The sequence below is a fragment of the Amycolatopsis sp. NPDC004772 genome (assembly GCF_053601215.1).
The window spans coordinates 1-23,229 of sequence record NZ_JBSGBK010000004.1 but is presented as its reverse complement, the minus strand read 5'-3'; the positions used below and the strand labels follow the sequence as shown (position 1 = coordinate 23,229).

General features: G+C 72.7%; 21 protein-coding genes. 9 read left to right on the top strand and 12 right to left on the bottom strand.

Annotated elements, in window-relative coordinates:
- Position 1: 1 nt before the first annotated feature.
- The 4 genes from ACWEF6_RS03760 to ACWEF6_RS03745 form a co-directional block, all read right to left on the bottom strand.
- Complete coding sequence (locus tag ACWEF6_RS03760) at positions 2-580, bottom strand: hypothetical protein (protein ID WP_449681503.1); 579 nt, start codon at positions 578-580, stop codon at positions 2-4.
- 53 nt (positions 581-633) lie between these two features.
- The gene (locus ACWEF6_RS03755; RefSeq protein ID WP_449681502.1) at positions 634-888 is read right to left on the bottom strand and encodes a hypothetical protein; all 255 of its coding nucleotides are present in this window, start codon (positions 886-888) and stop codon (positions 634-636) included.
- 90 nt (positions 889-978) lie between these two features.
- Positions 979-1,686 (bottom strand): MBL fold metallo-hydrolase, encoded by a 708-nt coding sequence (locus ACWEF6_RS03750; protein ID WP_449681501.1) that lies wholly within the window; start codon positions 1,684-1,686, stop codon positions 979-981.
- Positions 1,687-1,690: 4 nt separating this feature from the next.
- Positions 1,691-2,392: an IclR family transcriptional regulator gene (locus ACWEF6_RS03745; RefSeq protein ID WP_051183801.1), complete on the bottom strand. Its 702-nt coding sequence runs from the start codon at positions 2,390-2,392 to the stop codon at positions 1,691-1,693.
- A gap of 143 nt (positions 2,393-2,535) precedes the next feature.
- Here ACWEF6_RS03745 and leuC point away from each other — a divergent pair, with 143 nt between their 5' ends.
- From leuC to ACWEF6_RS03725, 4 genes are all read left to right on the top strand, one after another.
- Positions 2,536-3,969 carry a 3-isopropylmalate dehydratase large subunit gene (leuC, locus tag ACWEF6_RS03740; RefSeq protein ID WP_449681500.1) on the top strand — a complete coding sequence of 478 codons (1,434 nt, stop codon included), beginning with the start codon at positions 2,536-2,538 and terminating at the stop codon, positions 3,967-3,969.
- 21 nt (positions 3,970-3,990) lie between these two features.
- Positions 3,991-4,593, top strand: coding sequence for a 3-isopropylmalate dehydratase small subunit (gene leuD / locus ACWEF6_RS03735; protein WP_449681499.1), 603 nt, complete (start codon positions 3,991-3,993; stop codon positions 4,591-4,593).
- 220 nt (positions 4,594-4,813) lie between these two features.
- A complete protein-coding gene (locus ACWEF6_RS03730; protein WP_449681498.1) occupies positions 4,814-5,560 on the top strand; it encodes an HU family DNA-binding protein in 747 nt (248 codons plus the stop codon).
- A gap of 994 nt (positions 5,561-6,554) precedes the next feature.
- Complete coding sequence (locus tag ACWEF6_RS03725; protein WP_449681497.1) at positions 6,555-9,263, top strand: BTAD domain-containing putative transcriptional regulator; 2,709 nt, start codon at positions 6,555-6,557, stop codon at positions 9,261-9,263.
- 88 nt (positions 9,264-9,351) lie between these two features.
- Here the strand turns inward: ACWEF6_RS03725 and ACWEF6_RS03720 are convergent, their stop codons facing one another.
- Genes ACWEF6_RS03720 through ACWEF6_RS03710 form a run of 3 tightly spaced genes read right to left on the bottom strand, consistent with a single transcriptional unit; the run spans position 9,352 to position 13,412 of the window.
- Positions 9,352-10,305, bottom strand: coding sequence for an NUDIX hydrolase (locus ACWEF6_RS03720; RefSeq protein ID WP_449681496.1), 954 nt, complete (start codon positions 10,303-10,305; stop codon positions 9,352-9,354).
- Entirely contained in the window at positions 10,302-12,668 is a 2,367-nt protein-coding gene (locus ACWEF6_RS03715; protein ID WP_449681495.1) for an RNA degradosome polyphosphate kinase, read from the bottom strand. Before ACWEF6_RS03715 ends, ACWEF6_RS03720 begins: the two co-directional genes overlap by 4 nt.
- 42 nt (positions 12,669-12,710) lie before the next feature.
- Positions 12,711-13,412 carry a 2-phospho-L-lactate guanylyltransferase gene (locus tag ACWEF6_RS03710; RefSeq protein WP_449681494.1) on the bottom strand — a complete coding sequence of 234 codons (702 nt, stop codon included), beginning with the start codon at positions 13,410-13,412 and terminating at the stop codon, positions 12,711-12,713.
- A gap of 1,025 nt (positions 13,413-14,437) precedes the next feature.
- Here ACWEF6_RS03710 and ACWEF6_RS03705 point away from each other — a divergent pair.
- From ACWEF6_RS03705 to ACWEF6_RS03695, 3 genes are all read left to right on the top strand, one after another.
- A complete protein-coding gene (locus ACWEF6_RS03705; protein ID WP_449681493.1) occupies positions 14,438-15,142 on the top strand; it encodes a lysophospholipid acyltransferase family protein in 705 nt (234 codons plus the stop codon).
- Positions 15,142-16,158 carry an NAD(P)H-dependent glycerol-3-phosphate dehydrogenase gene (locus ACWEF6_RS03700; RefSeq protein ID WP_449681492.1) on the top strand — a complete coding sequence of 339 codons (1,017 nt, stop codon included), beginning with the start codon at positions 15,142-15,144 and terminating at the stop codon, positions 16,156-16,158. Before ACWEF6_RS03705 ends, ACWEF6_RS03700 begins: the two co-directional genes overlap by 1 nt.
- A gap of 179 nt (positions 16,159-16,337) precedes the next feature.
- Positions 16,338-16,817 (top strand): cysteine dioxygenase, encoded by a 480-nt coding sequence (locus tag ACWEF6_RS03695; protein ID WP_310974639.1) that lies wholly within the window; start codon positions 16,338-16,340, stop codon positions 16,815-16,817.
- Here ACWEF6_RS03695 and ACWEF6_RS03690 read toward each other — a convergent pair whose 3' ends face one another.
- From ACWEF6_RS03690 to ACWEF6_RS03670, 5 genes are all read right to left on the bottom strand, one after another.
- Positions 16,818-17,801 carry an asparaginase gene (locus ACWEF6_RS03690; protein WP_449681491.1) on the bottom strand — a complete coding sequence of 328 codons (984 nt, stop codon included), beginning with the start codon at positions 17,799-17,801 and terminating at the stop codon, positions 16,818-16,820.
- Between the two features lie 23 nt (positions 17,802-17,824).
- Positions 17,825-18,208, bottom strand: coding sequence for a VOC family protein (locus ACWEF6_RS03685; protein ID WP_449681490.1), 384 nt, complete (start codon positions 18,206-18,208; stop codon positions 17,825-17,827).
- A gap of 62 nt (positions 18,209-18,270) precedes the next feature.
- Positions 18,271-19,011 carry an FAD:protein FMN transferase gene (locus tag ACWEF6_RS03680; protein ID WP_449681489.1) on the bottom strand — a complete coding sequence of 247 codons (741 nt, stop codon included), beginning with the start codon at positions 19,009-19,011 and terminating at the stop codon, positions 18,271-18,273.
- Positions 19,008-19,487 carry an FMN-binding protein gene (locus ACWEF6_RS03675; protein WP_449681488.1) on the bottom strand — a complete coding sequence of 160 codons (480 nt, stop codon included), beginning with the start codon at positions 19,485-19,487 and terminating at the stop codon, positions 19,008-19,010. Before ACWEF6_RS03675 ends, ACWEF6_RS03680 begins: the two co-directional genes overlap by 4 nt.
- Positions 19,488-19,496: 9 nt before the next feature.
- On the bottom strand, positions 19,497-20,843 hold the full coding sequence (locus ACWEF6_RS03670) for a ferredoxin reductase family protein (RefSeq protein WP_449681643.1): 1,347 nt from the start codon (positions 20,841-20,843) through the stop codon (positions 19,497-19,499).
- Positions 20,844-20,989: 146 nt separating this feature from the next.
- On the opposite strand from ACWEF6_RS03670, the gene ACWEF6_RS03665 reads away from it, so the two are divergent.
- Together ACWEF6_RS03665 and ACWEF6_RS03660 are read left to right on the top strand one after the other, a co-directional pair.
- A complete protein-coding gene (locus ACWEF6_RS03665) occupies positions 20,990-21,703 on the top strand; it encodes a response regulator transcription factor (protein WP_449681642.1) in 714 nt (237 codons plus the stop codon).
- A complete protein-coding gene (locus tag ACWEF6_RS03660; RefSeq protein WP_449681487.1) occupies positions 21,700-23,127 on the top strand; it encodes a sensor histidine kinase in 1,428 nt (475 codons plus the stop codon). The genes ACWEF6_RS03665 and ACWEF6_RS03660 overlap by 4 nt, the downstream gene beginning before the upstream one ends.
- Positions 23,128-23,229: the final 102 nt, after the last annotated feature.

Below are 23,229 nucleotides of genomic sequence, written 5' to 3'. Positions count from 1 at the left end.
CTCAGGCCTTGCAACCGGGCGCGGTGGCGGCGGCGAGCATCAGCTCCGGGGAGTCCTTCACCGCGCCGACCGGGTCGTAGACGCCGTCGACGTCCTGCTGCGCCTGCGCGACGGCCTGGGCCGCCGGGTTTTGGGACGCTTCGTTGCCCGGCTTGGCGCGGTCGAGCGTGGCCTTCGCCTCGGCGGCGTGGTCGCGGGCGCTGGTGAACTTCGTGACGAAGGCCTGGCGCACCTTGTCGCCGAGCGGCACCGGCGCGGGCGGCAGCGCCGTCAGCTTGTCGACTACCTCGCCGGTGCGGGCCGCGATGCCGCCCAGCGTCGCGCTGAGCGCCTCCTGCGCCTCGGCGACCGACTTGGGCGTCGGCCGGCCGGTCTCGGCTTCCCGGTTGGTGCGCTCCCGGTAGCCGTGGACGGCGGCGCAGAAGCCGTCCATCCAGCGCACGGCGGCCGGGTCGGCGGTCGGCGCGGACGTGACGGTCTGCACCGGGGCCGGGTTCTGCGGTGGCGGGGCCGCGGACGGCGTGTTCCCGCACGCGGTCAGCAGCAGGCCGGCACCCAGCAGGGCAGTGGCGATCTTCATGGAACCCCCTCGCGTTGTGCCGGGTACACGCGCGAGCGGGCCGGAAGGTTGAGTCATGCGGCGGCGAGAGTTCCGCCCAATGCCCGGAGGCCCGCCGCGGTGAGCTCGGCCCGCGTCCACTGCCCGACGGCGACGGCCCGCGCGGGCCGGATCAGCCCGGCCCGCGCCAGCTGGTGCGCGGTGGCCTGGTCGCAGCAGGGCAGGCCGTCGACCCGCAGGTCGGGCTCGCAGCTGCAGGTGAGTTCGGCCCGCCCGGCCCCGACGGCCCGCAGCATCGCCATCGCCCGGCGATTCAGTTCGGTGGTCATTTCGGTCATCCCCCTCTGGTGGTGCTGTCCAGGAGGAGACGTGGCCGGCGTCACCGAATACGCGACTTCGCGCAGGGTCACCCGATCGGCTCAGGTGCGCTTCCCCCAGCGCCGGTCGTCGGGATCCTCGCCGCGGCTCAGGGCGTCGAGGTAGGCCCGGTCGACGGCGAACCGGGCGGCGATTTCCGCGCCCCGGGCGACGGCGCCGTGGCCGGGGATGAGGACATCGACGTCCTCGGCGACGTCTTCCAGCCGGTCGAGGACGGCTCGATAGGAGCCGGGTTGCTCGTCGCGGCGGGGGTCGAGGAGCGGGATCAGGACGTCGGAGAGCAGGTCGCCGGCGATCAGGACGCCCCGATCGGCGAGCAGGAGGGCGGCGTGCCCGACGGCGTGGGCGTCGTGCTCGATGACTTCGCCGGGGAGCGGGTTGCCGGTTTCGGGCAGCGGGGTGAGCCGCGCGATCGGTTCAAGGGGAATATCCGGCGCGGTTTCCCGGGCCATGGCCTGGGCGCGTTCGCGGGCTTCGCCGGCGATGCGCGCGTTGGCCGCGGTGGCGTAGCGGGGGACGTCGCCGAAGCGCGGGTGCCAGAGCAGGTGGTCGAAGTGCGGGTGGGTGGAGAAGCCGGCGACGACGGGGGCGCCGAGCCGCTCGAGGTCGTCGGCGAGTTCGTTCAGTTCCGCGCCGCGGATGCCGGGGTCGACGAGGACGAGCCCGGCGTCGGTTGCCACGACGGTGGTGTTGCTCCAGACCCAGTCGCTCTGCCGCACCCAGACCCCGTCGGCCACCTGGTTCAGCATCGGGTCAGAGCCGTTCCTGCAGAGCGTCCGCCGCGGCCAGGAGATCCGCCGCCCAGCGGGCACCCGGCTTCCGGCCGATCCGCTCGATCGGCCCCGACACCGAGACCGCCGCCACGACCGTGCCCGCCGAATCCCGCACCGGCGCCGAAATGCTCGCCACGCCCGGCTCGCGCTCGGCCACGCTCTGCGCCCAGCCGCGGCGCCGGACCTCGAGCAGCGTGCGCTCGCCGAAGACCGCGTCGGCCAGGATCGTGCGCTGCGTGTGCGGGTCCGCCCAGGCCGCCAGGACCTTCGCGCCCGAGCCCGCCGTCATCGGCAGGCGCGAACCCACCGGCACCGTGTCGCGCAGGCCGCTCGGCGGCTCCGCCGTCGCGACGCACACGCGCTGGACGCCGTCGCGCCGGTACAGCTGGACGCTCTCCCCGGTGACGTCGCGCAGTTTCGGCAGCACCACGCCCGCCGCGTCGAGCAGCGGGTCCGTCGAACCGCCCGCGAGCTCGGCCAGCGCCGTGCCGGGGCGCCAGCGGCCGTCCGGACCGCGGCGCAGCAGCCGGTGCACCTCCAGGCCGACCGCGAGCCGGTGCGCGGTGGCCCGGGGCAGGCCGGTCCGCGTGCACAGTTCCGCGAGGCCGCAGGGGTCGTCCGCGACCGCCTGCAGGACGGCCACTGCTTTGTCGAGTACTCCGATACCGCTATGCTGTCCCACGACCCGATACTAGCGTCCCGCACTTTGGGAAGTCCAGCATCTGGGAAAACCCTGAACTCGAGCTGCGCCCCTCCTTCGCGGCTCGCACCCGATCTCGCAGGTGCGCGCCCGAGTTCGTCGACGAACCGTGGAAGGAGCCGGAGATGACCAGCCCGACCGGCAAGGCCCGCACGCTGGCGGAGAAGGTGTGGGACAGCCACCTCGTGCGCCGAGGCGAAGGCGCCGAACCGGACCTGCTCTACATCGACCTCCACCTGCTGCACGAAGTGACCAGCCCGCAGGCCTTCGACGGCCTCCGCCTGGCCGGGCGGCAGCTGCGCCGCCCCGACCTGACCATCGCGACCGAGGACCACAACGTCCCGACCGTGGACATCGAGCTCCCCATCGCCGATCCGGTCTCGCGCACCCAGGTCGACACCCTTCGCCGCAACTGCACGGAGTTCGGGGTCCGGCTGCACCCGATGGGTGACGCCGAGCAGGGCATCGTGCACGTCATCGGCCCCCAGCTCGGCCTGACCCAGCCCGGCATGACCGTGGTCTGCGGCGACAGCCACACCTCGACGCACGGCGCGTTCGGCGCCATCGCCTTCGGCATCGGCACGTCCGAGGTCGAGCACGTCATGGCCACCCAGACGCTGCCGCTGCGTCCGTTCAAGACGATGGCGATCACCGTCGACGGGCAGCTGCGCCCGGGCGTCACGGCGAAGGACATCATCCTCGCGGTGATCGCCAAGATCGGCACCGGCGGTGGCCAGGGCTACATCCTGGAGTACCGCGGCGCGGCCATCGAGGCCCTCTCGATGGAGGCCCGGATGACCGTCTGCAACATGTCGATCGAGGCCGGCGCCCGCGCCGGGATGATCGCCCCGGACGACACGACGTTCGAGTACCTGAAGGGCCGCGCCCACGCACCGCAGGGCGCGGACTGGGACGCGGCGGTCGAAAACTGGCGGCAGCTGCGCACCGACGACGGCGCCGAGTTCGACGCCGAAGTCCACCTCGACGCGAGCGCGCTGACGCCGTTCGTGACCTGGGGCACCAACCCCGGCCAGGGCCTCCCGCTGGGCGCCGAGGTGCCCGACCCGGAGGCGATCCCGGACGAGAACGACCGCATCGCCGCTGAAAAAGCCCTGTCCTACATGGACTTGAAGCCCGGCACGCCGCTGCGTGAGATCGCTGTCGACACGGTCTTCCTCGGCTCCTGCACCAACGGCCGGATCGAGGACCTGCGGGCCGCGGCCGAGGTGCTGCGCGGGCGGAAGGTGGCGGAGTCGGTCCGGATGCTGGTGGTGCCCGGCTCGATGCGCGTCCGCAAGGCCGCCGAGGCCGAGGGGCTCGACCAGGTCTTCACCGAGGCGGGCGCCGAGTGGCGCCAGGCCGGCTGCTCCATGTGCCTGGGCATGAACCCGGACCAGCTGAAGCCGGGCGAGCGCAGCGCGTCGACGTCGAACCGCAACTTCGAGGGCCGGCAGGGCAAGGGCGGCCGGACGCACCTGGTCTCGCCGCTCGTGGCCGCCGCCACGGCCGTGCGGGGCACGCTGTCGTCGCCGGAAGACCTGCTGACCGCCGCCCGCTGACCCACCCGAGGAGCTACAGCCATGGAACCGTTCACCCAGCACACCGGCGTCGGCGTCCCGCTGCGCCGGTCCAACGTGGACACCGACCAGATCATCCCGGCGGTCTACCTCAAGCGGGTGACCCGGACCGGGTTCGAGGACGGCTTGTTCGCCGCCTGGCGAAGCGACGAGAACTTCATCCTCAACCAGGGGCCGTTCAAGAACGGGAGCGTGCTGGTCGCGGGCCCGGACTTCGGAACCGGTTCCTCCCGCGAGCACGCCGTCTGGGCGCTGATGGACTACGGCTTCAAGGTCGTCATCTCCGCCCGGTTCGCCGACATCTTCCGCGGCAACTCCGGCAAGGGCGGCCTGGTGGCCGCCCAGTGCGAGCAGCACGACGTCGAGCTGCTCTGGAAGCTGCTGGAGAACGAGCCCGGCACCGAGGTCACGGTCGACCTGGAGACCAAGACGGTGCAGGCGAAGGACTTCACCGCGCCCTTCCAGATCGACGACTACGTGCGCTGGCGGCTGCTGGAAGGTCTCGACGACATCGCGCTGACGTTGCGCCATGCCGGTGAGATCGACGCTTTCGAGGCGAGCCGCCCGTCCTGGAAGCCGACGACGACGCCGGTCGCCGCCGGTTAGTGGTATCGGGGGCGGAACCGCTTGCCAGGCAAGCGGTTCCGCCCCTTTTTTGTTTCGCTCGAACGGCCCTCCGCGAGCCTGTTGTCGCGGTTCGGCGTTCGCCGGAACCCGTCCCAGGGCAAGGGAAAGTTCCGCACGCCGGTTGGAATCGCGCTGCCTTGGTAATACCGTTGTGGCCAGCCGGCCGACGCGGCCGTGGATCCTTCCTGGAGGACTGGACATGGCCAACAAGGCCCAGCTGATCGAGGCGCTGACCGAGCGCCTGGGCGACAAGAAGGCCGCTGCCGAGGCGGTCGACGGTCTGGTCGACATCATCATCCGGACGGTCAACAAGGGCGAAAAGGTCAACATCACGGGCTTCGGAGTGTTCGAGAAGAGGGCCCGAGCCGCCCGGACGGCCCGCAACCCGCGCACGGGCGAAGCGGTCCGCGTGAAGAAGACGAACGTGCCGGCGTTCCGCGCGGGGACGACCTTCAGGGACGTGGTGTCAGGGGCGAAGAAGCTACCGAAGGCGACGCCGGTTCGGCGCGCGACAGGGACTGCGGCTGCTTCGCGCGCGGGTGCGGCGAAGCCGGCTGCGGCGGGTGCGGCTGCGGCTGCGGCGAAGCGTTCGACGGCTACGCGGACCAGGGCAGCGGCTGCGAAGCCGGCGTCGACGCGGACGGCGGGCACCCGGACGGCGGCGACTCGGACGGCGGCCACTCGGACGACGGCGGCGAAGGCGGCGGCTGCGAAGCCGGCGACGACCCGGACTCGCGCTACGGCGGCGAAGTCGGCTACGGCTGCGAAGTCGACCACCGCGGCGAAGTCGACCACGGCTGCGAAGTCGACGGCTGCAAAGTCGGCTACGGCCGCGAAGCCGGCCACGGCGGCGAAGACGACCACGGCTCGCAAGACCCCGGCCGCCAGGACCACCGCGGCGAAGACCCCGGCCCGCCGAACCTCGGCCGCGGCGAAGAAGGACTGAGCCGCCCGAAACTGTCGTACCCCTGCGGTAACGTGAAATCAGGGGGACCCCCTGGGGGCGACCCCCTGCTAGACGAGCAGCTTTTCGGCAGGGCCCCGCGCGACGTGCGTGGGGCCCTGCCGCGTGTCCACGCCCTGCGGCGGAAGAGATTCACGCCCGGAGGGGCGGTCGGCGCGCTGGGATGGTCGGCTTGCGCCCCTTGGCGGTCGGATCGCGCGCCTCGGCGGAGGGGCCGCGCGCGGGCAGTCGGCTTCCGCGTCTGGACGGTCGGATTCGCGCCCGGAGGATCGGATCGCGTACCTGGTTGGTCGGCTTGTGTACCCAGGTGGTCGGCTCGCGCGCCTCGGCGGTCGGCTTGCGTGCCTGGTTGGTCGGCTTGTGTACCCAGGTGGTCGGCTCGCGCGCCTCGGCGGTCGGCTTGCGTGCCTGGCTGGTCGGTCCGTGCACCAATGTGGTCGGCTCGGGTACTTGGCGGGGCGGTTCGCGCCTCGGCGGTCGGCGCCCGCGCCCGCGCCCGGATGGTCGTTCGCGTGTCTGGGTCGTCGGGTCCCGCACCGGCATGGCCAGCTCGGGTACCGGGCGCGACTGTCCGCGTACCCGAGGCGTCGGCTCGCGTCCCCATAGAGTCGGCTCGCGGACCCGGACCGTCGGCTCGCGGACCCACGGCGTCGGATCCTCGCGAGCCCGGACCGACCAGCCGCCCGAGCCGGAACCAAACCGGCGCCCCGCAACCGATCCCCGCCGGGCGTCCCACCGACTCCGCGGGACGGATGGGAAGTCACCCACCGCCTGCGTCGGTGCAACGGTCGGCGCCGGGACCGGTTCCGTCCAATTTTGCGAAGTTGCTTGAGCGCCCGGCCGAGTGATGCCACGCTGCGTTCCTCGGGCCCGCGTCCGGCGGGGCCGGCCGTGGGCGAGGCGAACCTGGGGGCGAACCACCATCGACATCCGGCTGCTCGGCCCGTTCCAAGTGCTCGTCGACGGTTCGCCGGTCGTGCTGACCAGTTCCCGCCAGCGCGCCCTGCTCGCCACGCTCGCGCTCGCCGCCGGGCGGCTCGTCTCCATCGATGCCCTCGCCCGGGGCGTCTGGGGCGAGACCCCTCCCGCGCACATCCGGGGCAGCCTGCAGACCTACGTCATGCGCCTGCGCCGGCTCTGCGGCGAAGACACCGTCGTCACCGAACCGGACGGGTACCGGCTGGTCGTCGACCCGTCCCGGGTGGACGCCCTGCGCTTCCTCCAGCTGCTCGACCAGGCCGCCGCCGCGGCGGAACCCGCCCGCCGCCGGGAACTGCTCGCCGCCGCCCTCGACGGGTGGGGTGTTCCGCTCGAAGGGGTCGGCTCTCCGGCGCTGGCCGCCGAATGGGGGCCGCTGCTGACCGAGCGGTACCTCTTCGCCGTCGAACAGCGGATCGACCTCGACACCGGGCTCGTCCCCGATGCGCGGCTCGTCGCCGAACTCACCGACCTCGTCGCCCAGCACCCGCTGCGGGAGTCGTTGTGGGAACGGCTGGTGCGCACCCTCGCCCGGTCCGGGCGCCGCGCCGAAGCGCTCGCCCGCTACGCCGGGCTGCGGGCGTTGCTGGCCGACGAACTGGGCGTCGAACCCGGCGAAGACCTCCGCCGCCTGCACGCCGAACTGCTCGCCGCCGACGCCGATCCGGCCGTCCACACCGTTCCGCGGCAACTGCCCTTCGACGTCGCCGGCTTCACCGGCCGCGGCCCCGAACTCGCCGAACTCGACCGGCTGCCGCCCGGGGACGGCTCCGGCATCGTCGTCATCGAAGGCACCGCCGGCGTCGGCAAGACGTCGCTGGCCGTGCACTGGTCCCACCGCGTCCGCGAGCGCTTCCCCGGCGGCCAGCTGTTCCTCGACCTGCGCGGCCACTCCGCCGACACCCCGGTCACGCCCGGCGCCGCGCTGGCCGGCTTCCTGCGCGCCCTCGGCGTCCCGGCCGAGACGCTGCCCTCCACTGTGGAGGAACGCTCGGCGCTGCTGCGCAGCAGGCTGGCCGGCAGCCGCACCCTCATGCTGCTCGACAACGCCCGCGACGCCGACCAGGTCCGCCCACTCCTGCCCGGGTCCGGGAACCTCGTCGTGGTGACCAGCCGCAACCAGCTGCGCGGCCTCGTCGCCCGGGACGGCGCCCGCCGCATCGCCCTGCGGTCCTTCGACGACCGCGACGCGGCCGCGCTGCTCGCCGGCAGCGTCGGGCCGCAGCGCCTCGCCGCCGAACCCGACGCCGTCGCCGAACTCGTCCAGCTCTGCGGCCGCCTGCCGCTGGCCCTGGCGCTGGCCGGAGAACGCGCGTCCCGGTTCTCCGGCGTCTCGCTCGCCGGAATCGTCGAAGAACTGCGCGACCAGCGGCTGCGGCTCGACACCCTCCGCGACCCGCAGGACGCCGGCACCGATCTGCGGGCCGCGTTCTCCTGGTCCTACAAGGCACTGCGCCCGGCCGCGGCGCGCTTCTTCCGGCTGCTCGGCCTGCACCCCGGCCTCGGGTTCAGCCTGGCCTCGGCCGCCGCGCTGGCCGGCGCCGACCTGCGGGAAGCGCGGGAACTCGCCGACCAGCTCGCCGCGGCCCACCTGCTCAACCAGCCGGGCACCGACCGCTACCAGTTCCACGACCTGCTGCGCGTCTACGCGGGCGAGCTCGTCGAGTCCGAGACGACCGAAGCCGAACGCGCGGCGGCGCTGCGCCGGCTCGTCGACTGGTACCTCGCCAGCGTCGCCGAGGCGAACAAACTGGTCCGCCCGGACCTGCTCACCGAGGACATCACGCTCGACCCGCCGCCGGTGCCCGCCGTCCGCTTCGCGCAGCACGAGCAGACGATCGCCTGGTACACCACCGAACGCCAGGCCCTCACCGCGCTCGTCGGCGTCGCCGCCGAGCACGGCTGGACCGCGCACGCGTGGAAACTCGCGTGGCTCCTGCGCGGGTTCTTCGCCGAGCGCCACGACCGCGACGACTGGATCACCACCGCCCGCGCGGCCGTCGCCGCCACCCGGGACGCCGGCGACGGCATGGGCCTCCAGTACAGCGCCAACAACCTCGGCTCGGCCTACCTGCGCACCCTCCAGCCCGACAAGGCGATCGAGGCGCTGGAGGAAGCGCGGGCGGCGTCCGAGGGCGGCGACGGCACCGCGCTGACGGTCGCGATCCTGTCCAACCTCGCCGGCGCCTACTACGTCCGCGCCGAATACGCCGAAGCCGAGCGCTACGCCCTCAAGGCCGTCCACCTCGCGCGCGACCACGGCCAGCGCACGTTCGTGCCGCACGCGCTGCTCAACGTCAGCGCCAGCCGCATCGGCCTCCGCGACTACGACCACGCGGCCGAAGCCGCCCAGTCCGCCCACGAAGCCTTCGCGGAACTCGGCGACCGCTACCACGCGGCGCTCGCGCTCGGAAACGTCGCCGAAGCCCTCGAAGGAGCCGGCCGGCACGAAGAAGCGGAACGCGCCGGGCTCGACGCGCTCGCCGAACTGAAGGAGCTGAACGCCGACTACGGCACGATCGACGTCCAGATCACCCTCGGCCGGCTCAAGCACCGCACCGGCCGCGCGCACGAGGCGGGCGGCCACTGGGCCGAGGCGCTGACCGTCAGCCAGCGCCTCGGCGACCCCCGCGCCGCGGAGGTCCAGGCCCTGCTGGCCACGGTGCCGACAGAAACCCCCTCGCCCGGGGATGCGCCGTACCCCTAGCCCGGCGCAGCCCAGCGGGACCCGGGACAAGTACACCAAGATCGACTGTCACGCCGCTGTCTCGTCGTGACAGCGGGGGTGCGCCGCCTCAGGAGTGGCTGGGGGAGGGGGCCGGGAGGGCGCTCGGGTGGTAGTCCGCGGCCAGGAGCACCGGGCCTTCGGAGTCCGTCGGCGCGCGGAACGACAGCACCCAGAACGAGCCCTTCTTGCTCGGCACCACGCCGCCGCGCGCGGCCGAGACCTCGACTCCGTCCCGGTCGGCCAGCGCGCTCACCAGGTCCGGGATCACGCCACCCTGGCTGCACACCACCGGCGTCCCGCCGTCGCCGGCCACGGCCAGCAGGCGTGCCACGCCCAGGACCGGGTCCGGCCAGTAGCCCTCTTCCGAGAACAGCGGCTCGTGGCGGACCTCCGCCGGGACGTCCTCCGCCACCCCGTGGACCGTCTGCACGCACCGCAGCCGCGGGGCCGAGAGCACCCGGTCCGGGCCGAACAGCGACAGCACCCGGCGCAGCGCCGCCGCCTGGCGCTGACCCGCTTCCGACAGGGGCCGGAGGTCGTCGTCGCCGGACCACTCGTCGCGCTTGCCCGCCTTGGCGTGCCGCACCAGCAGCAGCGTCGTCAGGCCCACCGGGAGCTCGCAGAACGCCCGCAGCACCCGGACGTCCTCCGGGCGCGTCAGCAGCTTTTCCGCCGCCGTCGAGTCCAGCCAGCGCAGCTCGTCGACCTCGTCGTTCGCCGCGAACTCGCCGGAAACCGCTTCCGCGGCGAAGTAGTCGACCGTCTTCGGCACCGTCCCGGAGCCGTTCCGGGCGGGCACCGGGTACGCCGACCGGACCAGGTAGCGGCCCAGGACGGCGGTGAACCCGGTCTCCTCCCGGACTTCCCGCACCGCGGCCTCGGCGATCGTCTCGCCCTGGTCGAGCTTCCCCTTCGGGAACGACCAGTCGTCGTAACGCGGGCGGTGCACCAGCGCGACCTCGGTCACGCCCCCGGCGAGGCGCCACAGTACCGCGCCGGCCGCCCGGACCTCCTGGGTCATCCGGCGGCTCCGTGCAGCTTCGCCAGCTCCAACTGGTGGTCGCGCACGCGCGAGCCGTCGGCGGGGAACGGCGACCACTCGCCGCTCGCGGTCAGCACCCAGCAGCGCGTCGCCGGGTCCAGGGCCGAGTCGAAGATGTTGTCGAGCTGCGCGGTCAGCTTCGGGTCCTTGACCCGCACCAGCGCCTCGATCCGCCGGTCGAGGTTGCGGTGCATCATGTCCGCGCTGCCGATCCAGTGCGTGCCGCCGGCGCGGAAGTTGAAGATCCGCGAATGCTCCAGGAACCGGCCGAGGATCGAGCGGACGTGGATGTTCTCCGACAGCCCTTCGACGCCGGGCTTGAGCGTGCAGATCCCGCGCACCACGATCTCGACCGGCACCCCGGCCTGCGACGCGTGGTAGAGCGCGTCGATGACCTGCTCGTCGACCAGCGAGTTGCACTTGATCCGGATCCCGGCGTCCTGCCCGGCCCGCGCCAGCTCGATCTCCTCGCCGATCGCCCGCACGATGCCGCGGCGGATGCCGTGCGGCGAGGTGAGGATCGTCCGGTAGGTGTCCTGGCGGGAGTAGCCGGTCAGGACGTTGAACAGGTCGGTGACGTCGGCGCCGATGCTCGGGTCGGCGGTGAACAGGCCGATGTCCTCGTAGAGCCGCGCTGTCTTCGGGTTGTAGTTGCCGGTGCCGATGTGGCAGTAGCGGCGGATGGTCGAGCCCTCCTGGCGGACGATCATCGACACCTTGCAGTGTGTCTTCAGCCCGACCAGGCCGTACACGACGTGCACGCCCGCGCGCTCCAGCGTCCGCGCCCAGGTGATGTTGGCCTGCTCGTCGAACCGCGCCTTGATCTCCACCAGCGCGACGACCTGCTTGCCCGCCTCCGCGGCGTCGATCAGGGCGTCGACGATCGGGGAGTCACCCGAGGTCCGGTACAGGGTCTGCTTGATCGCGAGGACCTTCGAGTCGGCGGCCGCCTGCTCGATGAACCGCTGCACGCTGGTCGAGAACGAGTCGTACGGGTGGTGCACCAGTACGTCGCCCTCGCGCAGCGTCGCGAACACGCTCTTCGGCGTCTCGCGCTCGCCGAACGCCGGGTGCGTCGCCGGCACGAACGGCCGGTCCTTCAGCTCCTTGCGGTCCACAGCGGACAGCTGGTGCAGGCAGGTCAGGTCGAGCAGCCCGGGCACCTCGACGACGTCTGCCGGGTCGACGTCCAGCTCGCGCAGCAGCAGCTCGAGCATGTGCTCGCTCATGTCCTGCGCGACCTCGAGGCGCACCGGCGGGCCGAACCGGCGCTGCGCCAGTTCGCGTTCGAGGGCCTGGAGGAGATCCTCGTCGCGGTCTTCGTCGACCTCGAAGTCGGCGTTGCGGGTGACGCGGAAGACGTGGTGCTCGGTGACGTCCATGCCGGTGAACAGCTCGCCCAGGTGCGCGGCGATGAGCTCTTCGAGGGGCAGGAAGGTCGCGGTCCGGCTGGTGCGCTCGGTCTCGACGCGCATCAGGCGCGGCACGTTGCTCGGCACCTTGACCCGGGCGAAGCGCTCGGTGCCGCCTTCGGGGTCGCGGACCGTCACGGCGAGGTTGAGCGAAAGGCCCGAAATGTACGGGAACGGGTGCGCCGGGTCGACGGCCAGCGGCGTCAGGACCGGGAAGATCTGCTCGGAGAAGTAGCTGGACAGCCGGAGCTGGTCGGCGCCGGCCAGGTCGGCCCAGCCGACGATGTGGATGTCCTCCTCGGCCAGCTGCGGGCGCAGGTGCTTCTCGAAGGCGCCGGTCTGCCGCTCGACGAGGTCCTGGTTGCGCTTGGCGATGTAGCCGAGCTGCTCGCGCGGGGTGAGGCCGTCGGCGCTGCGGACCAGCAGGCCGGTCTCGTCGCGGCGCTTCAGGCCGGCGACGCGGACCATGTAGAACTCGTCCAGATTGGACGCGAAGATGGCGAGGAACTTCGCCCGCTCGAGCAGCGGCTGCGACTCGTCCTCGGCCAGCGCGAGCACGCGGGCGTTGAAGTCCTGCCACGAGAGTTCGCGGTTGAAGTACCGGTCGTCGGGCAGCGTCTCGACGGCGGTCGGCGCGACGGTGACCGCCGGCGGCGCCGAGGGCACGGCCCGGAACTCCTCGGCGTTGCGGGCGTTGCCCTGCGTGGCGCTGCGGCGCCGCGTCGTGGCCGGGGTGGCTGCGGGCGACGTGGTCTTGCGGGTTCTCGCCTTGCCGGCGGTGGCACGGGCGGCGGTGTCGCGCGCGGTGGACTTGGACGGCACCTTCTTGGCGGTGGTGCTCTTCTTCGCCGTCTCCGAAGATTCGCTGGCCGGGTTCCGTCGCCTCCGCGGTGCGGGCGTGCCGCCGTCGTCTGTGCTCACGGCCCCCATTCTTCACTACGTCAGGCGGAATTGCGCAGACCGCGGTGAAGGTCAGATGAACAGCTCGGCGCGGTAGACCGAGGTGTGTTTCCCGACACCCAGGGCCCGGACGTGAGCGAGATCATCCGGGGTGTCGACATCACTGCGCAGGGTCGGCAGGGCCCCGAGCAGGGGGACGGCCCCGGAGGCGGCGTGCAGCCGGGCCGAGCCGGGCCCGAACCGGGGATCGAGGGCGGCCCCGGGGGCGGCGAGCAGGAGGGTGGTGCCGGTGCTCTGGCGATCGGCGACGAAGGCTCGTTTGCCGGCGGGTCCGGCTGCGGTTCGGGCTGCGGCTTCGGCCGTGGTGGTGGTTGCGGCCTGGGCTGCGGTTGCGGCCTGGGCTTCGGCTTCGGCCAGGGCGGCGGTGAGGTCGCCGGCGCGCAGGGCGGGGAGGTCGGCTTGGAGTGCACCGACGGCGGCGCCGGGATCGTCGGCTTTGAGCAGGGCTTCGCCGTACCGGAAGGCGGCGTTGAGGCTCTTTTCATCGGGTTCGCCGACGACCTCGACACCGAGCTCGGCCAGCTCGGCAACGGCCCCCGGATCAGCGGCGACAACCAGCACCCGCCGAACCCGAGCACTGGAGGTGACGGCGGCGAGCGTGTCTTTGGCGAAGGCGAGGACCAGGCCGGGATGGTGGGCGGGTTCAACGGCACCACGCAGCCGCGACTTGCCATCGCGGGGGTGCTTGAGGGGTACGACCAGGTCCACGTCCACATGTCCATCTTTACCCGAAAGCCGGAGCGGGCGTGGCCCGGTGGGGTGGGTTGTCCACAGGCGACGAGGGTTGTGGACAGAATTGCGCGGGGTGGGGCTGAGAGCGGGGTCTGTCGGGTGGGGGCGGGCGACGCCGCCCGAGAGCAGCCGCACCTTTCCTGCTGGGCTCCGGCGAAGCCGGAGCCCAGCAGGAAAGACCTCAGTGGCCGGAAGGGGACGTTGACGCCGGACTTGCACCCCGCCCAGTCCTGCCCCGCCACCCCGATCCGAAGCCAGCACGCGGACGGTGGTGCCGGGTCAAGGCACGCTTTCCCGCCTTGACGCGGTACCACCGTCCGTAGTGACAATTCAGGCTTCGGGGTGGTGGGCACCGAGCTGATTGGCGGGCTCGGTGGGGCGGGTGCTTCCTGCCCAGGCGATGAGCTCGCTGGAACCGGCCCGAGCCTCGGCGAGGCGGCGAGGCTTGCGGGCCTCGGGGACCCCGCACCAACAGACTGTGCCGGGCTCTGGCCGCGGAAGGGCGGGCTGTGCGTTGGCGGCCCGGGGCCAGGCTGAGCCGACCCTCGCCGGGGGGCGGCACGGCTCGGCATAACCCAGCCCAGCCCAGCCCAGCCCGGCTCGGCCCGGGTCGGCCCGGGTCGGCCCGGCTCGGCCCGGCCCGGCCCGGCTCGGCCCGGGTCGGCCCGGCTCGGCCCGGGTCGGCCCGGCTCGGCCCGGCTCGGCCCGGCGGCTCGGCTCGGCCCGGCGGCTCGGCTCGGGTCGACTCGGCCCGGCCCGGCCCGGCCCGGCTCGGCCCGGGTCGGCCCGGCGGCTCGGCTCGGCCCGGCGGCTCGGCTCGGCCCGGCGGCTCGGCTCGGGTCGACCCGGCACGGCACGGCCCGGCTTGGCTCGGCCCACCCCGGCAAGCACCCCCGAAAAGCACCCCCGGCCTGGCCGACAACCCACCGAACCGACCCTCCCTGGACCGGACCGGACCCGGCGCGGCAGGATCAACCCCCGGATGTGACGTGAGCTAGGAGGACATCGTGGCCCGGCGTGAGAAGGGCGGCTTCTGGGTGGGGTTCGCCGCCGTACTGTTCTACCCGCTCACCGGTATTGCGCGGCGGGTCTACGTCGGGGCCGAGAAGATTCCGCGGCAAGGGCCGGCTCTGCTCGTCATGAACCACATCTCGCACCTCGATCCCGCCGTCGACGCCGTCTTCGTGCACCGGCAGAAGCGGGTTCCCCGGTTCCTCTTCAAGGAGAGCCTGCTGCGCGCTCCGGTCCTCGGCCCGATCGTCGGCGGGTCCGGGCAGATCCCCGTCTCGCGGGGGTCGGCCGCCGCCGGGGACAGTCTCAAGGCTGCCCACCAGGCCCTCGAAGACGGCAAGATCGTCGTCATCTACCCCGAGGGCACCATCACCAAGGACCCGGCCGGCTGGCCGAAGGAGTCCTTCACCGGCGCCGCGCGGCTCGCGCTGCAGAACGACGTGCCCATCATCCCCGTCGCCCGGTGGGGCACCAGCCAGATCTTCAACGGCTACACGAAGAAGTTCACGCCGTTCCCGCGCAAGACGATCACCCACTCCGTCGGCGACCCGATCGACCTGTCCGCCTACCGCGGCGGCAACACCCGCAGCGCCACGAAACTCCGCGAGGTCACCAAGGTCATGATGGACGAGGTGACCCGGCTCCTCGCCGAGATCCGGCACGAGGAACCGCCCGCCGCAAAGCCGGAAGACCCCGCCTGATGCGCGCCGACGTGCAGCGGGTCACCGTGCTCGGGGCCGGCTCGTGGGGCACCGCCTTCGCCAAGGTGCTCGGCGACGCCGGCCGGGACGTCACCGTGTGGGCGCGCCGCGAGCAGGTCGCCGAAGACATCCGGGAGCGGCACACCAACAGCGCCTACCTGCCCGGCGTGACCCTGCCCGCGACCGTCACCGCCACCAGCGACCCCGCGGAAGCGACGAAAAGCGCCGAAGCCGTCGTCCTGGCCGTGCCCAGCCAGAGCCTGCGGGCCAACCTGACGGCGTGGCGCGGCCTGCTGCCGAAGGACGCCATCCTGGTCAGCCTGGCCAAGGGCGTCGAGCTCGGCACGCTCAAGCGGATGAGCGAGGTGATCGGCGAGATCGTCGGGATCGAACCCGATGAGGTCGTCGTCGTGACCGGGCCGAACCTGGCCAAGGAGATCGCCGCCGGGCAGCCGTCGGCCTCGGTGCTCGCCTGCGCCGACCACGAACGCGCCGTCGCGATCCAGCGGGCCTGCGCCAACTCCTACTTCCGCCCCTACACCAACACCGACGTCGTCGGCTGCGAGCTCGGCGGCGCCTGCAAGAACGTCATCGCGCTCAGCACCGGGATGGCCGCGGGCCTCGGCCTCGGCACCAACACGATGGCGACGCTCATCACCCGCGGCCTCGCCGAAATGGCCCGGCTCGGCGCGAAACTGGGCGCCGACCCGCTGACCTTCGCCGGGCTCGCCGGGGTCGGCGATCTGGTCGCGACCTGCTCGTCGCCGCTTTCGCGCAACCGCACCTTCGGCGAGCGCCTCGGCCGCGGGGAGACCCTCGAACAGGCGCAGGCGGCCGCCGGCGGGCAGGTCGCCGAGGGCGTCATGTCGTGCTCGTCGATCCGGGCGCTCGCCGTGAGCCTCGGGGTCGACATGCCGATCACCGACGCCATGCACCGCGTCTGCCACGAAGGCGTCGACCCCCGCCAGGCCGGCGCGGAGCTGCTCGGACGGTCCCAGAAACACGAATGGTCCTGATCCGTGGGACGGCTTGACCGGGAAGGACGCGGCTGCGACGCTGGTCGCATGTTCGCGTACGCCATGTCCGAGTCGCGGGGCCGCCTGAGCCTCCACTCGTGTGTGCGCGCGTGTCGCTGTTGTCGGTGAACCCAGCCCCGGCCCAGCTCGACACCCTTTTCTTTCCCGTGAGGACCCTCATGTTCGCCGTTCCGGACAACACCCTGCTGCGTCCCGAAAACCCCGCGCTGCGCCACCCCGTGCGCGTCGCCCTCGAGGTCGCCGCCGACCGCGACCGCTGGCGCCACCTGCTGCGCTACGACCCCGACGAGCGCTTCGCGACGCTGGTGTCGAAGGACGAGCAGCAGGAGGTGTGGCTGATGAGCTGGCTGCCCGGCCAGCGCACCGACCTGCACGACCACGCGTTCGCCAGCGGCGCGTTCACCGTGGTCGGCGGCCACCTGACCGAAGCCGTGGCGCGCCGCGCGCCGGACGGCCGCGCGGTCACCGAACTGCACGCGCTGTCCGCGGGGCAGTCGCGGGTCTTCGGACCCGGGTACGTGCACGAGGTCCGCAACGACGGCCCCGACCCGGCGATCTCCGTCCACGTCTACCGCGACGCCGGCCGCGCGATGCGCCCGTACCACCTGGACCCGGTCGAGGGCCCGATCCCGGACTGATCAGTCCAGGTCGCCGCGCGCCCGGAACTCCCGCTCGATCCGGGACCGGCCGGCACCGGACGCCAGCAGGGCGTGCAGCAGGATCCGCGACTTCCGCGCGTCGAGCCAGCCCGCCATGGTCGCGCCCATCGCGATCAGGCTCGACTCCGAGCCGTGGAAGCCGTACGTCGAGCGCAGCGTCGGGCCCGCGCCCGTCCGCGACGCGACGACCACCGGCAGCGACGGCACCAACCGCGCGATCACGTCGGCCATGCCGGACGACACGTGCCCCACGCCGGTCGCCGCGACCACCACGCCGCGCACGTCCGGCTGCGCGGCGGCGTGCTCCAGAAAGGCGCCCGAGTCGTCCAGACCAGCTTCCACGATCGGGACCAGGCCGCCGAAGTCGTCCCCGGACAGGGACGGCAGCCGCGGCGGCGACGGGTGGAACCAGTGCACCGCGTGCTCGACGACCATGCCCAGCGGTCCCGCCGGGGCCGAGGAGAACGCGTCCAGGTGACTCGAATGCGCCTTCCGCACCCAGCGTGCCGCGTGGACGTCGTCGTTGAGCGTGACCAGGACTCCCCGGCCACGGCTGCGCGGGTCGGCCGCGACGGTCAGCGCGTTGCGCAGGTTCGCCGGGCCGTCCGGGCTGAACAGGCCGGCGTTGCGCATCGCCCCGGTGACGACCACCGGCGTCTCCGACGGCCAGTGCAGGTCCAGGAAGTACGCCGTTTCCTCCAGGGTGTCGGTGCCCTGGACGACGACGAAGCCGTCGGCGTCCTGGCGCAGGCCCCAGTCGCGGCAGCGCCGCAGGGTCGCGAAGTCCAGCGACGCGCTGCCGATCCCGGCCAGCGTCTCGGCCAGGACGTCCATCGGCAGGTCGCCGAGGCCGCCGAGCAGTTCGGCCGCGCCGAACCGCGGGACGGCGCCGCCGTCGCCGTCGCCCGGGGCCATCGAGATGGTGCCGCCCAGCGTGGCGACGGCGATCAGGGGACGTGCCATGAAGCCACCCTATTCAGCGGTTCTCAATCGGCCGTCGCCGCGCGCTCGGCGGCGCTGCGCAGCACGCAGAACTCGTTGCCCTCCGGGTCGGCGAGGACCGCCCAGCCCGTGCCGTCCGGGTTGCGGCGGTCGTCGAACATCGTCGCGCCGAGGCCGAGGAGCCGCGCGACCTCCTCGTCGCGCGGGATGTCCGGCTGCAGGCACAGGTGCAGGCGGTTCTTCACCGTCTTCGGTTCGGGCACGCGCAGGAACAGCAGCGTCGTGCCGTCGTTCAGTTCGAAGCCCACCTCGTCGTCGCCGGGCTGGTCGGTGTCCGGGATCGGCTTTCCGGTGACCTGGCTCCAGAACTGGCACAACGTGTACGGGTCGGCACAGTCGACGGAGACGTTCAGCACGGACGACGGCATGGCACTCCTCGAAGTCGGATGCCGTCGAGTCTGGCCCAGCCGCGTCGCGAGGGCGAACCGATTTACGACGCCAGCGCCAGCCCCGCCGTGCGGTGCACGCGGCGGCTGTCGTCGACGATGAGGATCTCGCAGTCCGGCCGGTCGGCCGCCCAGGTGATGCCCTCCGCGCCCATCGCGAACGCCGCCGTGGCCAGCGCGTCCGCCGTCACCAGGTCGCCGGCCACCACGGTGACGCTCATCAGGCCGGTCGCCGGCGTTCCCGAACGGCCGTCGAGGATGTGGGAGCCGCGCTCGTACGCCGCCGACGTCGCGATCGCGCCGTTGCGCGACTCCAGCACCGCGCACACCGCCAGGGGCTGCTCGGGGTGGCGCACCCCGACCCGCCACGGCCGGCCCGGCTCCGGTTCGCCCGCCGTGACGACGTCGCCGCCGGCGTTGAGGCAGAACGTCCCCGCGCCCTCGGCCTTGAGCATGTCGGCCGCGCGCTGCACCGCCCAGCCCTTGACGACCGCGCACGGGTCGAGGCCCCGCCCGGGCAGCCGCGCGCGGAACGCACCGCCGGAGAGCTGCTCGTAGTACGCGCAGAGCTCCAGCACCTCCAGGAGGTCGTCGCTGAGTTCCGCGGCCGTCAGCTCGCCGCGGTCGTACCGGCTGACCTCGCTGTCCTCCTTGAACGGGCTGAACCGCGCGTCGACGTCCCGGAACCACGCGAAGACGTCGTCGACGACCTCCGCGAAGTCCCCGTCGTCCCGCAGGTCGAGGGAGATCGGCAGGCCCATCACCTGTTCGACGCGAGTGGTCATCTCTTGCCCCGCGCGTCGATCGCGGCCTGCAGCGACGTCTTGTACGACTCGCTCGTCTCGGTCGCGCCGGTCACCGTGTCGATGTTCGCGCTCTGCGCCTGCATCGCCGCCTCCTGCAGCTTCGGCAGCGCGGTGACCGCCCGCCCGTGGTCCGGGGCCTGCAGCAGCGTGATCGCGGTGAGACGGCTGCCGGAGAACGTCACCTGGACCTGCACGATCCCGTACACACTGGACTCCGCGGTGCCCTGCGTGGTCACCACCCCGCCCGCCGGGTCCGAAGTGGACGGTCCAGGCGCCTTGTTGTCCGAAGAGGACGGTGCCGAGGGTGTCGCCGACGGCGCCGTGGAAAGCGGTGGTGCGGTGATCGCGGGCGGTGGCTGGGCGGCGGCGGTGTTCTGCACCGGTCCGGGTTCGAACCGCCAGACCGCGATGAACCCGGCGATCGACAGCGCGACGACGAAGATGGTCTTCTTCACAACGTTCCCCTAGGCCGCGAGACTGAAGCGTTCGGCGTGGACCTGGGAGTTCGGCACGCGCAGCTCGCGCAGGCTGCGCAGCACGGCCGAAGTCATCCCCGGCGGGCCGCAGACGAACACGTCCCGCTCGTGCACGTCCGGCACCATCATGTGCAGGTTCGCCGGCCCGAGCAGCACGCCGCGCGGGCCCACCGCCTGGTCCGGCCCGGTGAGCACGTTGACTACGGCGCCGCGCGCCTTGGCCAGCTCGTTCAGTTCCGGCAGCAGCACGGCGTCGGCCTGATTGCGGACGCGGTAGAGCACCACGACGTGGCCGTCGATGTCCTCCAGCAGCGCGCGGATCGGCGTGATCCCGACCCCGCCCGCCACCAGCAGCGCGTCGGGCCGCCGCTGGTGGATCGTCGTGAACGCGCCGTACGGGCCCTCGGCGAACACGCGCGTCCCGATGGGCAGGTTGCGCAGCCCGGCGCTCGACTCGCCGAGCGCTTTCGCCGTCAGCCGCAGGGAACGGCCGTCCGGCGCGGCCGACAGCGAGAACGGATTGGCCTGCCACCAACGGTCCTTGGTCAGGAACCGCCACAGGAAGAACTGCCCCGCCTTGGCCGGCAGCTTGTCCAGGTGCCTGCCGGACATGTACACCGAAACGACGTCCGGGGATTCGGAAACCACCGCCGTGACACGCAGCTGGTGACGCAGGTTCCGCCACAGCGGCAGCACGACGCGCCCGGCGAGCACGGCGGCCCCGGCCCCGAGCCAGAGCGTCCACCAGTACGCCTTCGCCGCTTCCGTGCCGGCGAACGACTGGCCCAGCGCGATCTGGTGGGTGAACGCGAGCAGCACCGCGGCGTAGGTGTAGAGGTGGATGAAGTGCCACGTCTCGTAGGCGAGCCGCTTGCGCGCGAACTTCGCCGAAACGGCGCCGACGACGAGGATCACGGCGAAGGCGACCAGTGCCCGCAGGATGCCTTCGAGCGTGTTGGCCATTTCGACCAGTTCGTCGACGACGCCTTTGTCCGAAACCTCGGCATAGCCCATGGTGATGAACACCAGGTGCGCCAGCAGGGTCCACAGGAGCGTGAAGCCGGTCCACCGGTGCCAGGTGGTCAGCCGGTCCATCCCGAGCCGGCGGTCCAGCCAGGGCAACCGGGCCACCAGCAGCAACTGGAACGCCATCGCCAGCGCGCCGTAGAGGCCGGCCAGCCTGCCGATCGTGATCAGCACGTTCTGCGAAACCCCGGCCTGCACGAACAGGACGGTGACGGCGGCCACATTGGCGCCGAGGAAGAGGAAGAGGCCGGATTTCGCGGCGATCCGGGGGCGGATCGCCGGGCGCGCGGCCTCGACGGTCTGCGTCATGGTGCTCACACGGATCCCCCTTTGATTCGGTTCACAAGGCTAGCGTCGGCACCGAGCCTGTGGGGAGGCTTTGCCCCGACTGTCGGAATACTGTCGGCGGGTCCTCCGGGCACGCCGATCGGCGCGCGCCGGGAGATGATGCAGTGGTGCAGACCCCCGATCCCGTGCGCCTGCTCGTCGTCGACGACGAGCCGCACATCGCCGACCTCGTCGCCACCGTCGCCCGGTACGAGGGCTGGCAGGCGGTCACGGCCGGGACCGGCCAGGCGGCGCTGACCCGGGCCGCGGAGTTCGGGCCGGACATCGTCGTGCTCGACCTGATGCTGCCCGACCTCGACGGCTTCACCGTGCTCGACCGCCTGCGCGGCGGCGGCAACGCGGTGCCCGTGGTCTTCCTCACGGCCAAGGACGCGACGGCCGACCGGATCGCCGGGCTCACCCGCGGGGGTGACGACTACCTGGTGAAACCGTTCTCCGTCGAGGAGCTGATGGCGCGGCTGCGGGCGGTGCTGCGGCGCAGCGCCGGCGTCGCGAACCGGCCCGAAGCGCGCGGCGCCGTGCTGCGGGTCGGTGACCTGACCCTGGACGAGGACACCCGCGAGGTCCGCCGCGGCGACGTCTCGGCCGAGCTGACGCCGACCGAGTACGAGCTGCTGCGCTACCTGATGCGTCGCTCGCCCGCGGTGCTGACCAAGGCGCAGATCCTCGACCACGTCTGGGAATACGACTTCGGCGGCCGGTCCAACGTGGTGGAACTGGTCATTTCGCACCTGCGGCGCAAAGTGGACGCGGGTGACGGCGAACCGCTGATCCACACCGTGCGCGGCGTCGGGTACGTCGTGCGGCAGGCCCACCGGTGACGCGCGCGGTCCGCCGGTGGTACGGGGCGTGGCAACGCACCCGCCTCGGCACCCGCATCACCCTCGGCCTCGGCGCGCTCGCGCTGGTCGTGTTCGCGGCCGTCGGCGTCACCACGGTCGGGATCATGCACGACTACCTCGACCGGCGGCTCGACGAACAGCTGTCCAAGAGCCAGAACACCCAGCTGCCGCTGCTGCGCGAAACGCACGGCTCGCCGCAGTCGGTGTACTCGTGGTACTCGGCGCTGTACCAGGTCCAGGGCGGGATCGCCGTCCCCGAGCCGGGCGGACGGCTGCCCGGCGACGCCAAGCAGCTGGCGAAGATCGCCGCCGAAGCGGTGAACGGCGACGTCACCCGCACCGTCTACCTGCACGACGACGGCCCGTACCGGGTGCGCGCCTGCCCGGTGGACCCCGATTCGGTGCTGCTGTCCGCCGCGCCGCAGCAGGACCTCGACGCCACGGTCCGGCAGCTGATCGGGGTCGAGGTCGGGGCGTTCGCGCTCGCGCTGGGCGTGCTGGTGGTCGTGGGACGGCTGGTGCTGCGCCGCGGCCTGCGCCCGCTGGCCGACATGGCCGGCACCGCGCACGACATCGCCTCCCACGACCTCACCGCCGACCCGGACCTGCCGGTGCGGGCGGCGGGCACCGGCGGCGGCGCCGAAGTCGAAGAGCTGCGGACGGCGTTCAACGTGATGCTGGCCCACATCGACACGTCACTGGCCGCGAAGACCGAGGCCACCGAGCGGCTGCGCCGGTTCGTCGCGGACGCCTCGCACGAACTGCGCACGCCGCTGACGTCGATCCGCGGGTACGCCGACCTCTTCCGCTACGCGGCGGCGAACGAGCCGGCCGAGCGCGAGGCGCACCTGGCGAAGATCCGCGAGGAGACGGCCCGGATGACCGTGCTCGTCGACGACCTGCTGCTGCTGGCCCGGCTCGACGCGCGGGCGGCCGAGACGCCGCTGCGGCCCGAGCGCGTCGACCTGGCCGAGCTGGCCGGGGACGCGGCGGACGCGTTCGCCGCCGGCCGGCCCGACCACCCGCTGACCTCGGCGCTGTCGGCGGCCTTCGTGGACGCCGATCCGGTGCGGCTGCGGCAGGTGCTGGACAACCTGCTGGCCAATGCGGCTGTGCACACCCCACCCGGGACATCGGTGCACGTCTCGGTGGCGGCTTCGGGGGGTTTCGCCGTGGTGGAGGTCACCGACAGCGGGCCCGGCATCGCCCCGGCGGACCAGGAGCGGATCTTCGACCGGTTCTTCCGGGTGGACGACTCCCGCACCCGCGGCAACGGCGGCACCGGGCTGGGGCTGTCGGTGGTCCAGTCCTTGGTCACCGCGCACGGCGGCACCGTGGCGGTGTCCTCGGTGCCGGGCCGGACGACGTTCACGGTCCGGCTCCCGCTCGCCCGCCTGTCGTGAGTGGTAAGGCGGGTTATTAGCACCCCTAACACACAACACCCCTGGCGGGGGGCGGGGTAGGACCCCCGCGGGGGGGGGGCGCCGGCGGGCCGGGCGGGCCGG